This window comes from Dolosicoccus paucivorans (assembly GCF_900100125.1).
Classification (GTDB): Bacteria; Bacillota; Bacilli; order Lactobacillales; family Aerococcaceae; genus Dolosicoccus; species Dolosicoccus paucivorans.
The window spans coordinates 19,175-33,769 of sequence record NZ_FNEL01000016.1; the positions used below are offsets into that span (position 1 = coordinate 19,175).

15 protein-coding genes are annotated in these 14,595 nt (G+C 37.8%); 1 reads left to right on the forward strand and 14 read right to left on the reverse strand.

What is annotated here, in order from left to right; translation table 11 throughout:
- From BLR79_RS03770 to BLR79_RS03805, 8 genes are all read right to left on the reverse strand, one after another.
- Window positions 1–1,635, reverse strand: a complete 1,635-nt coding sequence (locus BLR79_RS03770; protein WP_092085017.1) for a hypothetical protein — start codon at window positions 1,633–1,635, stop codon at window positions 1–3.
- Window positions 1,636–1,741: 106 nt separating this feature from the next.
- Window positions 1,742–2,203, reverse strand: coding sequence for a YaiI/YqxD family protein (locus BLR79_RS03775; RefSeq protein ID WP_092085019.1), 462 nt, complete (start codon window positions 2,201–2,203; stop codon window positions 1,742–1,744).
- 4 nt (window positions 2,204–2,207) lie between these two features.
- Window positions 2,208–2,768, reverse strand: a complete 561-nt coding sequence (locus tag BLR79_RS03780) for an ECF transporter S component (RefSeq protein WP_092085021.1) — start codon at window positions 2,766–2,768, stop codon at window positions 2,208–2,210.
- A 25-nt stretch (window positions 2,769–2,793) separates the two neighbouring features.
- Window positions 2,794–3,903: an alanine dehydrogenase gene (gene ald, locus BLR79_RS03785; protein WP_092085023.1), complete on the reverse strand. Its 1,110-nt coding sequence runs from the start codon at window positions 3,901–3,903 to the stop codon at window positions 2,794–2,796.
- 109 nt (window positions 3,904–4,012) lie between these two features.
- A complete protein-coding gene (gene trxA, locus BLR79_RS03790; RefSeq protein WP_092085025.1) occupies window positions 4,013–4,327 on the reverse strand; it encodes a thioredoxin in 315 nt (104 codons plus the stop codon).
- A 71-nt stretch (window positions 4,328–4,398) separates the two neighbouring features.
- A complete protein-coding gene (locus BLR79_RS03795) occupies window positions 4,399–6,780 on the reverse strand; it encodes an endonuclease MutS2 (RefSeq protein ID WP_234970801.1) in 2,382 nt (793 codons plus the stop codon).
- A gap of 14 nt (window positions 6,781–6,794) precedes the next feature.
- Complete coding sequence (locus tag BLR79_RS03800; protein ID WP_092085027.1) at window positions 6,795–7,346, reverse strand: CvpA family protein; 552 nt, start codon at window positions 7,344–7,346, stop codon at window positions 6,795–6,797.
- 8 nt (window positions 7,347–7,354) lie between these two features.
- Window positions 7,355–7,699: a cell division protein ZapA gene (locus BLR79_RS03805; protein WP_092085029.1), complete on the reverse strand. Its 345-nt coding sequence runs from the start codon at window positions 7,697–7,699 to the stop codon at window positions 7,355–7,357.
- 101 nt (window positions 7,700–7,800) lie between these two features.
- Here BLR79_RS03805 and rnhC point away from each other — a divergent pair, with 101 nt between their 5' ends.
- Window positions 7,801–8,733, forward strand: coding sequence for a ribonuclease HIII (gene rnhC / locus BLR79_RS03810; protein WP_092085031.1), 933 nt, complete (start codon window positions 7,801–7,803; stop codon window positions 8,731–8,733).
- Between the two features lie 39 nt (window positions 8,734–8,772).
- On the opposite strand, the gene BLR79_RS03815 is transcribed toward rnhC, so the two are convergent.
- From BLR79_RS03815 to BLR79_RS03840, 6 genes are read right to left on the reverse strand one after another with little or no spacing between them, the layout of a single operon-like run.
- Window positions 8,773–9,780: an MsnO8 family LLM class oxidoreductase gene (locus tag BLR79_RS03815; protein ID WP_092085033.1), complete on the reverse strand. Its 1,008-nt coding sequence runs from the start codon at window positions 9,778–9,780 to the stop codon at window positions 8,773–8,775.
- Complete coding sequence (locus BLR79_RS03820; protein ID WP_092085035.1) at window positions 9,781–10,986, reverse strand: NADH-dependent flavin oxidoreductase; 1,206 nt, start codon at window positions 10,984–10,986, stop codon at window positions 9,781–9,783.
- 21 nt (window positions 10,987–11,007) lie between these two features.
- Window positions 11,008–12,027, reverse strand: coding sequence for a lipoate--protein ligase (locus BLR79_RS03825; RefSeq protein WP_092085037.1), 1,020 nt, complete (start codon window positions 12,025–12,027; stop codon window positions 11,008–11,010).
- A gap of 4 nt (window positions 12,028–12,031) precedes the next feature.
- Window positions 12,032–12,916, reverse strand: a complete 885-nt coding sequence (locus tag BLR79_RS03830) for an SIR2 family NAD-dependent protein deacylase (RefSeq protein ID WP_092085039.1) — start codon at window positions 12,914–12,916, stop codon at window positions 12,032–12,034.
- Window positions 12,900–13,769: a protein-ADP-ribose hydrolase gene (locus BLR79_RS03835; protein WP_092085041.1), complete on the reverse strand. Its 870-nt coding sequence runs from the start codon at window positions 13,767–13,769 to the stop codon at window positions 12,900–12,902. The genes BLR79_RS03830 and BLR79_RS03835 overlap by 17 nt, the downstream gene beginning before the upstream one ends.
- Before the next feature lie 51 nt (window positions 13,770–13,820).
- On the reverse strand, window positions 13,821–14,150 hold the full coding sequence (locus tag BLR79_RS03840; RefSeq protein ID WP_092085043.1) for a glycine cleavage system H family protein: 330 nt from the start codon (window positions 14,148–14,150) through the stop codon (window positions 13,821–13,823).
- Window positions 14,151–14,595 lie beyond the last annotated feature (445 nt).

Consider the following 14,595-nt stretch of genomic DNA (forward strand, 5'->3'; position numbering starts at 1 on the left):
TTAGTCCTCCTCTACTTCAAAGGTCTGTACCGCTCCGTTAGATACTGCATCAAATTTAACAATGGTTCCTTCTTTAACGAAAGGTAATTGATCATTTAATTTAATATTTGCTTTATAAATTTTACCATCGACCATGAAGTAATAAACGGTATCGCCATCGACCACTGTTGCTTGAATCGATTGAATCTTCCCTTTAATCGCTTCACTTGGTAATTCTTCAATATCATCTAATTGGGTGCCTAATGCATCAGAATATTGTTGAATTAATCGATCCACACTCGTATCAATCCATACTTTTTGATAGTTTTGAACATCAATTAAAGCAAAGGCTTTAATTAACCCCGCGCTATCTTTTAACGATAAGATGTACATTGGTTGACCATTTATATTCAGCAGTAAGGGGAAAGTAGCTTCATATCCTTTTTCTTGAACACTTCCTTCAGCAGAACGCATGGCTGAAAATTCTTCTGCCGCTGTAACAGGATACATAGTGGCTTCTTTTGTACGCATATTAACTAGTACGAACCCAATATTAGATTCATCGGAAACAACGGATGTAATACCTGTATATAAATAAATATCATCTTCTAAAGGTAAATAGTTATATCCTTGAGTCGGCTCCGTAACTCCCCTTTTAGCAAATAAAGCGTTCCAAAAGCCGTTAATGTATTTACCGCGCATTTCCAATTGATGCATAATTAACGGTGCGCTATGGACACGGTCAATCCATGTAGGGATTTCATCTAATGAATACAATTGTGTCTCCCCTGTCATCGCGTTCAGGACGACAACGCCATTGGCTTCGGGTTCACGAATAAAGAAATTACGTGTATAAGTCGTCGCAATATAATAAGGATTGCCCTCATCATCCACTTCGAAACTCGGCTCACCAAAAATATAAAATGGATAATTAAAACGTAATTTCCTTGGTACATAGCGGAAAAACTTATCGGAGTAACTATATTTAATCGGTTCTTTAGGTGTTTCAACGGTTACATCCCCTGATACCATATCCACCTTTAAGTAATGGGGTAATCCTGTTCTAAAGTTGTTCACCCATTTGAAAAATCCGGCGTACTCTAAGGGCGTTACTCGGTAAGGCTGGCTAGAAATATTGATTTGCGTATAGTCAGACGCAGCCACAAACTGAGAGACTAAATCAGTTAAAGCACCTAATTTTCGGTCTCCTAGTCGTTGAGCTGTATCGCGGTCAATTAAAGGAATTTCGTGAACATTACTTTCTTTAAAGTCCTTTTGAAAATCCTTTTGGGTGACTTGAATCATTTGACTATATTGTTTTGAAAAGAAAACCGGGGATAAAATGCTGTAGCTTAGACCTCCGATAACTAGGACTGCTAAAGGAATCATCAGCAAACGTCGATACTTTTTCGAACGGATAATGACATCATATTTGACTTCGTCCATGCCATCGGCAATGCTTTCAAATAAAATCAATCCGACAAGACCTATTAAAGCAAAACTCCAAAATTCTAAGGAAGCATAATGAATAGGCGGCAACATAATGTAATAGTAAACTAACATTATAATGAGCCAGATTATATATAAGACTAAACGGCTTTTCTTTGTTCGCTTAAACAAGCGATTATTTTTAATAGAATGGGTTACATCTTTCATTTCAACACTCCTTTTCGTTAAATTAATTATATCATTTCCGGTTTTATGCTGCTATTAGCAAAAAAAGACTTCGAAGTAGCCATTAAACTACTTCAAAGTCTCTATTTCATTTATTTTGATCAATTAACTCAGTTAACTGATTGACAAAATAATTTTCTTGTTCAGTTGTAAACTTTCCAGGACCTTTGATGCGCCCTTTTTGTCTTCTTTTTCTCTTTTTCTTTCTTTCATGCTGATGAATGTGACGCTGCATTAAAAGTTGGTCAATTTGTTGTACTGTGTAGATCATACCTGTATGATGAATTGCTTTAGCTTTTTTAGCTAATACTAAACTCGCCAAACCATAATCTTGGGTAATAACAATATCGCTTGGTTGAACCATTTGTAATAAGTGGTAATCCACCGCATCAAATCCCGCATCAATAATAATCGTTTCGACCAACGGGTCATTAATTTCTTGATAATGATCATAAGTTGTAACGATAGTTATAGGAATTTGCTTGTCTTTGGCTACTTGAGTCGCCGCTTGCTTAACAGGACAACCATCACCATCAATCAAAAGACGCAAATCATTATTCACCTACCGGATGGTAACGCTCTACAATCGGTTTAAGTAAAAAGTATAAAACAGGTACTAAAATCGACGTCGCCACCGCGTTAATTGTTCCAGCTGTTAAACCACTAAAGGCATAAATTGCTGCTGCTTTAACAGTCATTTGCGAAACAATAATAGCCGTCAACCATTGCATCAGAAAAATCATCGCTACTTTTGTTACTCCAGCAACAACCCCTAAAGTCGCAATGGCAGGTACTGTGTCTCTTTTGCGAAAGACATTTTGGTAAACTCCTTGCATAACTAAAAGTGTTACGAGAGATTCAATAATCACTTTAGGAATACTTGTATAATACCCTGCAATAATATCAAAAATGACTAAGCCACCAATACCAGCAATCGATCCTCGTCTAAAGCCCATTAATAAAATGGAGAGTGCAACTAATGCATTCCCTGGATGAATAAAATGATTGTTTGGGCTTGGAATAGGTATTCGAATATAAAGAACCGATAAAGCCACTAATGCAGCATATAAAGCCATTTCGATTAAAGGAAAGGTTGAGTTATAAGACTTCTTCATAGGATCCAGTCCCTTCAATATTTAATTAGTGCTCAGCTTCTTTGTAAGGAACGTAAGTTAATCCTAAAGAGTCAGCAGCTGCTTCGTTCGTTAACTGTCCTTTAACAATATCGATACCTGATTCAATCATTGGGTCATTAATCGCTGCTTGTTCTAAACCTACTTCAGCAATTTCTAAAGCAAATGGACCTGTGATGTTTTCTAAAGCAGCAGATGATGTTCTTGGGACTGCTCCTGGCATGTTTGGTACAGCGTAGTGTAACACGCCGAATTTTTCGATGATTGGTTCATCGTGGCTTGTTGCACGGTCATTTGATTCGAAGATACCACCTTGGTCCACTGCAATATCAACAATAACAGAACCTGGTGCCATTTGTTTAACCGTTTCGTTTTTAACTAAAACTGGCGCTTTAGAGCCTGGAATTAACACCGCTCCAATAACGATATCAGCTTTCTTGACGTAAGTATCAATGTTTTCTGGCGTTGACTCTACCACTTCGAAGTTTGGATATTGTTCTTTTAGTTGGGCTAGACGATCTTTGTTAACGTCTAAAACTGTTACGTTTGCACCTAAAGCATCAGCTTTTGCTGCAGCGTTTTCACCAACAACGCCCCCACCAATAACTGTTACTTGACCTGGATCAGTTCCTGGGACACCACCTAATAGTAGCCCTTTACCACCAAAGTTTCTTTCTAAAAAGTGCATACCAATTTGAATAGACATACGACCTGCTACTTGGCTCATTGGAGTTAAGGCAGGAAGAGAGCCGTCCTCTGCTTTAATTGACTCATAAGCAACAGCAGTTGCGCCACTATCAACTAATGCTTTAGTTAATTCAGGTTCAGCTGCTAAGTGGAAGTAAGCAAAGATAATTAAACCTTCTTTGAAGTATTTGTACTCTGCTGGTTGTGGTTCTTTTACTTTCATAACCATTTCTACATCCCAAGCTTCGTCAGTAGAACCAATGGTTGCTCCTGCTTCTTTATATAAATCGTCAGAAAAACGTGTTCCTTCACCTGCGTGAGTTTCAACGACGACTTCGTGACCTGCATCAACTAGTTTTTTAACTAGCTCTGGAGATGCTGCGACACGGAATTCTTTGTTTTTAGTTTCTTTAACAATACCAATTTTCACTGTTGATAACTCCTTTTCTTAAGACAATAAAACAATTACTAAAAAAAGAATAACATTTTTTTAGCCTAGATAAAACTAAAAGGCTCGAATTTTCGAACCTTTTTTTAAATTAATCGATATATTGATCAATGATAGCGCTTAAACGATTCTCATCATGAAAACCAACCAACTTTTCTTTCACTTCGCCATCTTTCATAACTAGTAAAGTTGGAATACTCATAATACCAAATTTTTGTGGGACGGCTTGTTCTTCGTCAACGTTCATCTTTAAAAAATCCACGCGACCATCATATTGATCAGATAATGATTCAATAACTGGCGTTTGCATACGACATGGTCCGCACCATGGAGCCCAAAAATCGACTACTACGACGCCTTCTTTTGTTTCTGCCTCAAAAACACTATCAGTAATATCTTTTAACATGTTCTTCACTCCTTTAGTTTGTTCACTCTATATTTTATCATATTTAGCGTTTTAACAACATGATTGTGCTTTTACTTAAAGACAACTACTGTGGATCCATCGCCACCCGCATTAGGATGAGAGTAGGCATAGGAATCTACTTGTGGGTGACGTTTCAAATATTGATGAACCCCTTGCCTTAAGGCTCCTGTTCCTTTTCCGTGAATAATAGTTACTTGAGGATGATGGGATAATAAGGCAGAATCAATATACTGGTCAAGTCGGTTCATCGCTTGTTCGTAACGTTCACCGCGCAAATCTAAACTAGTTGGTGCTTTAGGTCCTGCACTTCGTTGCACGTTGACTCTAACAGCTGGAGTATCATCTTGTTGGTCTTTTAAAGGTTTTAAATCTTTTTCTTTAACTGTTAATTTCAAAATCCCCATTTGAACGACATATTCTTTATTTTTAGCATCTGCTTCAATAATCGTTCCTCTTTGACCGTAAGTTAATACTTCAACATCATCGCCAACTTTTATTTGTTTTTTCTTTTTAGCCCGTTTTAAGACGCGATTTTTTTGAAGAGGTTCGGGTTGTTTTAACTTATTTAAAGCAGTCCGTTTATCAATTAGAACGTGCTCTTTAATTGTATTGTTTTCGCCTTGTTCTAATTGTAAGTCGCGAATTTCTTGAATAATCTTTTCAGCGTCTTCTTTAGCTTTTTCAACGACTTTATTTGCTTCTTGTCTAGCTCGGTCCATTAATTGATCTTTCGTTGTTTGATAGCGATTAAATTCTCGTCTTAAATCACGAAGTAACTCGTCAGCTTTGTTTAATTGCTCCTGGGCTTGGTATTCAGTTTCTTCAGCTTTACGACGTTGATGCTCTAAGTTAGCGACCATTTCATTCATCGATTGACTTTCGACAGTGATTCCTTGGCGAGCCATTTGTAAAATATCATCTCGTAATCCTAAACGTTGAGAAATCTCAATCGCATTGGATCGTCCAGGAACGCCGATCAATAATCGATAGGTTGGCGAGAGTGTATCTTGGTCAAATTCCATACTGGCATTAATCGTCCCCGGCGCTTCGTGGGCGTACACCTTTAATTCAGGATAATGGGTCGTTGCCATGACTGTTGCTCCAACTTTTCGAATATATTCTAAAATTCCCATGGCTAAAGCGGCCCCTTCTTGAGGATCCGTCCCTGAACCTAATTCGTCAAATAGTAATAAAGAGCGATGAGTAAAGGAATTAATCATTTCAACAATATTTGTCATATGAGAAGAGAAAGTACTTAAACTTTGCTCAATGGATTGTTCATCGCCAATATCAGCGTAAACTCCATCAAAAATACCTAATTGACTACGCTCTTTAGCGGGGATATGCAGACCGGACTGTCCCATTAATTGCAGTAAGCCGAGCGTTTTTAAAAGAATCGTCTTTCCTCCGGTGTTAGGTCCGGTAATAATTAAAGCGTAGTAATTTTCGCCGAGTAAAATATCATTGGGTACACTTTGTTTGCGATCAATGAGTGGATGATGGGCTTGCCATAAAGCAATTCGGTTATCTTCATTAAAATAAGGTCTTGTCGCGTTTGTTTCTTTGGCGTATTTCGCTCGTGCTTGAATAAAGTCTAATTGTGCAATAAATGTTTCATTTAACCTTAGTTCACTTACATGAGGCATTAATTGTTGAGATAATTCAAATAAAATTCGCTCAATCTCACGACGTTCTTGAATGGCTAATTCTGATAACTTGTTATTTAATTGAACGACGGCTTGAGGTTCAATAAACAATGTCTGTCCTGTTCCACTTTCATCATGAACGGTCCCTTTAAAGCTCGCGCGGTACGTTGCTTTAACGGGCAACACGTAGCGTTGGTTACGAATGGTAATTAATTTATCACTTAATTGTTCGCTTTGACGCTTAATAAGATCATTCAAAATTTTTCGAGCTTGAGTTTCTGATTGGTCTTGTTGTCTACGAATCGAAGATAACTTAGACGAAGCACTTGTCTTAACACTCCCGTCATCTTCTAAAGCGTTCGTTAGCGCACTAATAATATGAGGAATATCAATCATCTGGTCAGCCCAATAGGATAATTGGGGATACCACTTCTCCTCTTCTGCTTGGTTCTTAAAGAAGCGAACAGTTTCTCGGCAAGAGACTAATAAGTGTTTGATCATATTAAGCTCTTTACCATTGAGTCCTGCGCCTAATTCAAGGCGTTTAAAAGCTTCTTCTAAGTGCCCTAAAGTAACAATTGGAATATGATAAGAACGTTGCAGTAACTCTAGAGATTGGTCTGTTTCTTGTTGCCAAGTAATTAATGTATCTAAATCATCACTTGGTGTGAGCTGTCGTACTTTTTGTTGTCCGGCTTTTGTTTGTGTTAGTGTTTCAATGTGTTCAATAATTTTATCAAACTCAAGGGTGACATAAATTTTCGGATAAGTTGAAATAGTAATCACTCTTTTCTAGCGTATTAATTAAAAGGATTAAACTGGAACCATGCTTGTTGTGCCCATTCAGATAAAATAGGGGTGGAAGAAACAATTCTAAAAGCGATTGGGTTATTGACAAATTGTTGTTGGATCCATTCAATAGGAATAAGCGATAAGATAAATAATCCAACGAAAATAAACGTGAAGGTTATCAATAAATTAACAAATCCCCCACCTAGTCGGTTAACGTAATGAAACCCTTCAAAGTAACTTAGCGGACGAAGGGCGGCTAAAACAAATTGTGTCAGTAGCCAACCTATGAAAAAGACTAAGACAAACGAAATCGCTCGGTAAAACGCTTCATCAACTTGAAAGCTCGCTTGTTGGTTATAAAGCGCTAAATCACTTGTACGTTGAACAGAAGGAAAGGGAACAATCATTTCAAGATAAGGGGTTAGTTTTTGAGCAAAACTACTAGCAAATAACGTCGTCAAACTAAAGCTTGCGACTTTAACTACTTGTAAAACTAACCCTTTTCGGTAACCTACATAAAAGCTATATAGTAATATAATTAGAATAATAAAAGTAAGCATAAATTCTCCTATTCTTTAGGCTGTTGTTGTTTGATGAAAGGAATGTCGTACTCTTCATCAATCGGATCAGGAATCTTTCGCTCATAAGGTACTTTTGGCTGTTCTTTTAATCGTTTAATTTCCTGTTCTAATTCGATAATTTTTGCTTCTTGTGTTAATTGATCAGATACAGCATTGACAGCCATCAATAAACTCTGGTCCATAATCGACAGTGTCGGATCAATTTGAGAGAGTTGGTCTAGTTGTTGGTTAACTAAATCAACTACTGCAGACATGTGATCTGGTGACTTATTCCCTTTAATGGTATAATGCTTGTTAGCAATTTTTGCATCAAAATATTGTGTATTAGACATATCGATCCTCCTTGTTTGGAAAACATCTTACAAGTTATTTTAACAAAATTTCAGCAAAAATACATCCGCCCAAGGCATGAGGGCAAAAAGGAGCGACTTAAATGAGTTATATTACACTAAACATGTCACCTCAACAAATAGAAACCCTTCACCGTCATTATCAAAACCAACTAATTAAACCGGTCCCTCACAGTCTTTTCCGGGTTAAGACAACTAATGGCGTCACGATTACTGCTTACAAAAGTGGTAAAGTGCTATTTCAAGGTAACAAAGCAATCCAAGAAGCCAGCCAGTGGGAACAAGTTTCGTCTGTCTCCACACCTTCTTCAAAATCCAATCCAAAAGCTAAGCTAAGTCCCCAAGAGTTACCGGCCAACTTTTCATCATGGACTATTATTGGCAGTGATGAAGTTGGAAATGGTAGCTATTTTGGTCCTTTAACTGTGTGCGCTGTTTATTTAGATAGGCCTTTAATTAAAAAGGCTCAATTATTAGGGGCTAAAGACTCTAAGCAACTAACAGATCAGCGGATTCGCCAAATTGCCGCCCAACTTAAACAAGATATCCCTTATGCTCTAACTATTTGTACGCCAACAGAGTATAATCAACTGAACCAAACTCTTAACGCCAACGCAATGAAAGTTCATTTGCATAACTTAACGATTCAGCAACTTTACCAAAAATTATCTAAAGACCAAAAAGATTCATTGCAAGCGGTCTTTATTGATGAATTCACTTCACCTAAACGTTACAAAGAATACTTAAAAAAAGAAACAAATCCTTATCAAGGTAAAATGTTATTCGCTAGACAAGGAGAAGGAAAACATTTAGCAGTGGCTTGTGCATCAATTATCGCCCGAGAGGCTTTTTTAACTTCTTTAGAAGAACTAGGAAAACCTTACGGTTTAACTCTTCCTTCTGGGGCAGGTGCTAATGTAGACCGAATCGGACGTCAACTTGTTAAAGATTATGGCCGTCATATGTTACCTTCCGTGGCCAAAATGCACTTTGCTAATACAAATAAAATTACTTAGAAAAATCTCCTTTACCCACAGCGGGATAAAGGAGATTTTTTAAAGTTGATATTCTTGGGCAATAATGTTTAAACTGTTCATTCGTTGTTTAATACCCGGAGCCAATAAACATAAGAGCACTTCGTCTGTCTTAAAGTAATCAATCCATTGATCTAATTTTTCTTTTAATTGTTGGCGACTCGCAACGAAGACTCGGTGCTCTTGAGCTTTAATGCGTTCCTTTTGTTCCGTTGTCAGCGGATAGTCACGAGCGGTAGCTACGCTTGGAATGCGTTTGAAATGACTAAAATCATCTTGACCAAGAAGCCATAAATGAATGGCTTTTCCTAATTCTTCTGCTTCTTTTTCTGTTTCTCCGATGGCTGCAAAAACAGCCACCATTGTCCCTTTAGGTAGCTTAGACGAATTAGGAACGAATTGATCATTATAAGCTTGAAGTGCTTCTTTTCCTACTTCAAAGCGATCCCCTGGAATCCCTGGAAAAAGGCCGTAACAATACTTGACTCCCGATTGAGCAGCATACTCTGCATTACGAACACTCGTACTTAACATCCATATTTCCGGAGACTCTTCCACGACGGGGCGAGCAGTTAATTCTTTAAACCGGAAATCTTCTGGCATTTGAGGGTACAAATAAGCTTTTAAATCTTCGATCGCTGATTGGTAACTTCGTTTATCTTTTCCTTCGTTTAACGCTTCATTGACCCACTTTGTTCCAACCGTATTCCCCACGCCTAAATCAATCCGACCTCGGTGAGTGGCTTGGAGTAAACGAATATTTTCAGCGACTTTATAAGAACTATAATGAGGAATCATGACCCCACCAGAACCTATTTTAATGTGCTCAGTATGATCCGCGATATGCATCATTAATAACTCAGGACTGCTACTAGCAAAAGCAGGAACATCATGATGTTCTGCGACCCAAAACCGTTTAAAACCTAATTGCTCCGCATGACGAGCGAGGGCGACGGTATTTTGAATAGCATCATAACTTGTCTCACCTTCATCAATTTGAGCATAATCTAAAATACTAAATTGAACCATTTAACTTTCGTCCTTTGAATTATAATTGCTCGATAAGGTGCGCATTTCATCTCGAGTCTTTTTAGATAAAGCGCCTCCTAAATCCATCATATAAACAATATCTTTAAACGCTGCTTCGGGAATTGCTAAGTCGATCCGCTTTTCTTCAGTTAAAGATAAATCAATCTTATCTTCTTGACCCTCTTTTAACTTCGTTACAAAATCAGGTTCCGTCACAAAGGGTGCGGACATGCCGATAAAATCAGCGAACTGCAAGGCTTCCAATGCTTTTTGGGGTGAATTAATTCCGCCTGTTGCCATAATCGGTAAACGACCTTTAAAGTGTTCGTAAACCACCTCATTCATGTAACGACCTTCATGTTTAGCTGAGCGAATTTTTTGTAAGTAAATATTTTTGCCCCAACTTGCGGTAGCGTAATAGTCAATTTGGGCAATATCTAATATTTCATCTACAAACTGGTTAAATTCTTCAACTGAATAACCAATCTCGCTTCCTCTTGCTTCTTCAGGAGTGCCTCTAAAACCTAAAATAAACGTATCCGGTGCACCTTCTTCTTCAATGGCTTCTCGGACTGCTTTAAAGATTTCTAATCCCAAACGAGCACGGTTTTCGAAGCTTTCACCGCCGTATTCATCCGTTCGCTTATTGGAAAAAGGTGAAAAGAATTGTTGAATTAATAAACGTTGGGCGACGGACACTTCTACTCCGTCAAATCCTGCTTTAATAGCACGTTTTGTAGCGTCTTTATATTGTTGGATAATTTGATTAATTTTACGCTTGGACATCGGATAAACTTTATGAGGAAATGGCGTATTAAGTTCCATCTCACTGGGTCCGAATACTAACCCGTAGTCTCTTCTTGCGATATCAGCAAATTGACCGGCGTGAGTCAACTGTAAAATAGCTTTATTTCCTTGAGATTTCATCGCTTGAGCTAATTGAGTCAAACCTGGAATTTGGCGGTCATCATAAGCCGCAATACCATATTCAAACAACTGCCCAAAAGGCTCAATATAAGCAGCTCCCGTTACTTGCATGCCTGCAGATCCTGCTCGACGTTTAGCATAATCAATTTCATCTTGAGTCACATACCCTTCTAACGTAGAAGCGTTAATAACAATGGGTGACAACACAAAACGATTAGCTAACTCCACTCCATTAGGTAACGTCAGGGGTTCAAACAATGGTTGATATATTGGATTCATCGATCGGTATCCTTTCTTTAATTACTCAACTAATAATTGGACTAATTCATCAGCCGTCACGTAGCCAAAGTATTCATTCAATTGAATTGAGTGTAACGCTTTGGCCAGGTCTTCTTCTTTTAGTCGTTGACCCGTTAATAATGTTTCCACATCTTTAATATCTTCACTTCCGAAAAAGTCGCCATAAATTTTAATATGCCTAATACGTCCTTTATCGACATTTAAATGAATTTCAACAAGACCTCCGGGAAACTTACGATGCTTTACTTGTTCATAAACGGGATCTTGTCCATAGTTCCATTGCCAATTTTGATATTTATCTTCGCAAGCTTGATCAATAACTGCCCAATCGTCTTTGCTTAATTGATAAACTGGTGCTTCTTCTAAATGGTCGACACCTAGTATACGACACGTAATTAAATCCACAATTTCTTGATGGGTTAAATCTTGGTATTCAGGCGCTAAAAATTCTCGAATACCACGAACCCGTTTACGAATGGAATCAATCCCTTTTGATGTGATCTTTTGGTTATCTGGAGTTAAGACTTGCCCTAAAGTGTCGTAATCAACATCGATTAAAACGGAATACCCGGCATGAACTTTACCTTTAACTTTGCGCATGGCAGCGCCTGATATTTTATATCCATCCACTTCTAAGTCATTGCGTCCTGCCATTTTAACGTCTTTTACCCCAAGTACTTTTAGCACTTCAATAACTGGCTCATATAGTTTAGCGTAATCAGCATACATTGAAGTATCTTTAAAGATGTAACAAAAAGCAGGCGAACCTTCATCAATATATAATGCCCCGCCCCCGGTATCACGTCTTGAGATTTTAATGTCATGAGCTTTAGCGAAGGCTAAGTCAATTTCTTTTTTAGTATTTTGATAACGACCGATTTGAACTTTCGGCTCACTTAAATAAGGGAAAATAAGATCATCATCCACATCTAAATGGTGGATAATATAATCTTGCATCGCCATATCTACCCCAGCATCATAAAAATATTCGCCGTTTCGTTTGTTTTGGATTAATTTCATTCGGTCACGACCTTTCGTTTATCATTACTAAATCTGCTAAAATTGCTTGAATATCTTCTTTCAACCAAGAAGTCCGTTCCTTAATTTGAGGGTCTAAAGCGTAATTTCGTTGATTAAGCGTCACGTATTGCGTTTTTGGATGTGCTTTCACCCACTGTTGGAAGGGACGTTTAATATATTGAGGAGTAGTAAACCCTACCCCAATTTCTAAAAATAAAAGCTTTTTGTCTTCATGATCTTTTAAAAACTGCTCGTATTTAAATCGCTGTCTGGCGAACTGATCGTCTTCCACCATGCCTCGCACTGCGTCGCGTTTATTCATTTCTAACGGCGCTTGGCACTTAGGACAATAAGGAATTAAATCTTGAGGGATGAGTAAATTTTCTTGTTCATCGACCATTTGCCACATTAATGCTTCATCTTCATAAAGAGTATTATGACACTGCTTGGAGCACTGCATTTTGCCGTATTCTCCTTGCATTTGGAAGATACGGTCCATATCGTAATCGTTGAATCGGTATCTATTATCCGCATTAGTCGTTAAAATAAAATAGTTTTTATCTTTTAATAAGGTACTTAATTGTTGATAAATGATTAAAGGGTTTGTGTTAAAATAATTCAATAAAATAAACTTGCTTTCAAACGCCCAATACGTTTGCCAGGTAGGAAAATTATAAAGAGCAGCGTGTAACATATCTAAAAAACCATATTCATCAATAAACGCTTTAAAGTTTTCTTCAAAACGAGGCCCGTGGTATGTAAAACCGCCGGCAGCCGACATGCCTGCACCTGTTCCTACGACAATCCCGTCTGCTTCTTGCATTAAGTTATACAGTTGTTGGATGCGCTCTTCATAATGCTCGCTATTAATTCTATTCCAATGAGTCATAAGGTTGCTCCTCTAATAATCTTTGATAAATTGATTGGTCTTCATCGCTATAAACACAAAAGATCACTTGAAGATCACTTTGTGTGTGCTTTAAATAATGGCAAACTGTTTCGTAAGCTACTTGAGCAGCAAGTTCTTTAGGATAACCAAATTGACCGGTAGAAATACTACAAAAAGCAAGACTTTTCAACCCTAGTTCATCTGCCTTTTTTAAGCAAGATCGATAACATTTTTGTAGCTGATGTTTTTTAATTTCGTTGACTTCACCTGTAATAATCGGTCCAACGGTATGAATAACATATTCACAGGGTAAATTATACCCTGGAGTGACGCGTGCTTTCCCGACAGGTTCTTTGCGCCCTTGTTCTTTCATCTCTTCAAACAACCGCAAACGCATTCGAACACCTGCGTAAGTATGGATTTGATTATCTATACAATGATGATTAGGTATAAAACATCCGAGCATCTCACTGTTGGCAGCGTTTACAATTCCGTCAACACTTAAATGGGTAATATCTCCTTGCCAAAGATATAAAGGTTTATAATCAGTGGATAAATCGTTCAAGGAAACGGTTGACACTTCTGTTCTTAATTCTTTTAACAAAGCATCTTCATTAGCTAAATAGTCACTACTTATATCAAAAGGTTCACGACGATTAATGAGGCCTCGCCAAATACTCATAAGATCCTTTGTTGTCCACGGCTTTGGTGGTAGCTTAAATTGGTCAGCGGAGGCCACTTCATACCTTAATCCTTGAAGCCGATTCGAGTGTTGATCAACTGGCTTTTGGCTTTCACATTCCTCAAGTAAATAATCAACCATTGAACGCAAGTAAACATCTTTAGGATGCATAAAATCTCCTTTCAAAATAAAAAAGACAACGAGCTTCGTTGTCTTTAAAACTTACTTCTCAAGCGCTTGAAACTCTTCCTCATTAACATTGCTTAATTTTACTAGCCAATTTTCTTCTTCTTTTTCAGAGTTTAATAAACTTGGATTATCAACCGCTGCTTTATTCACTTCGATAATATCGCCTGCAATCGGTGAATCCAGTTCAAGCACTGACTTAGCTGCTTCAAGGTTAACTAGCGTGTCGCCTTCTTCAAGATGGGATTCTTGAGTAAAATCAACAAATCCTACCGTCCCTAAATCATCTTGTAATTCAGGAGTCATTGATAAGGTGTAGATATCATCTTGTTTAGTAATAAATAAAAAGTTTGCGCGTTTTTGCATAATCATTACTCCTTTGATCTAATTTGATTTTAGTATAACGAGAGAGTGCGATCAGTGTCAACTGAGTTGCTTAATTTTGTAGAGTTATCTATTATTTTGTTGAAAATGCTAAATAAAAGAGGCTGTGACATAAGTCGACAGTTTCTTTAGAAAAATAACCCCGTCAAAACATTTATTCATCATGTTTTGACGGGGTTTTGGTATAATTAAGTATCGAATTGAATGAATAAAAAAGGCAGGAGACCACAACCTCCTGCCTAAGACAATCCAGAAAGGACTATCTCTAATGAACGGACTTAAGTATACCACATCTTCTCCCGAAATCATAGTCTCTGTTAACTTTTCACTCCCTCAAGACCACATTGCTCGAGTCATTCATGACTTTGTTGAATCGCTTAACATTCCAGAAACTTCCGGGTTTGGCCGTCCCATCGAATACGACGCA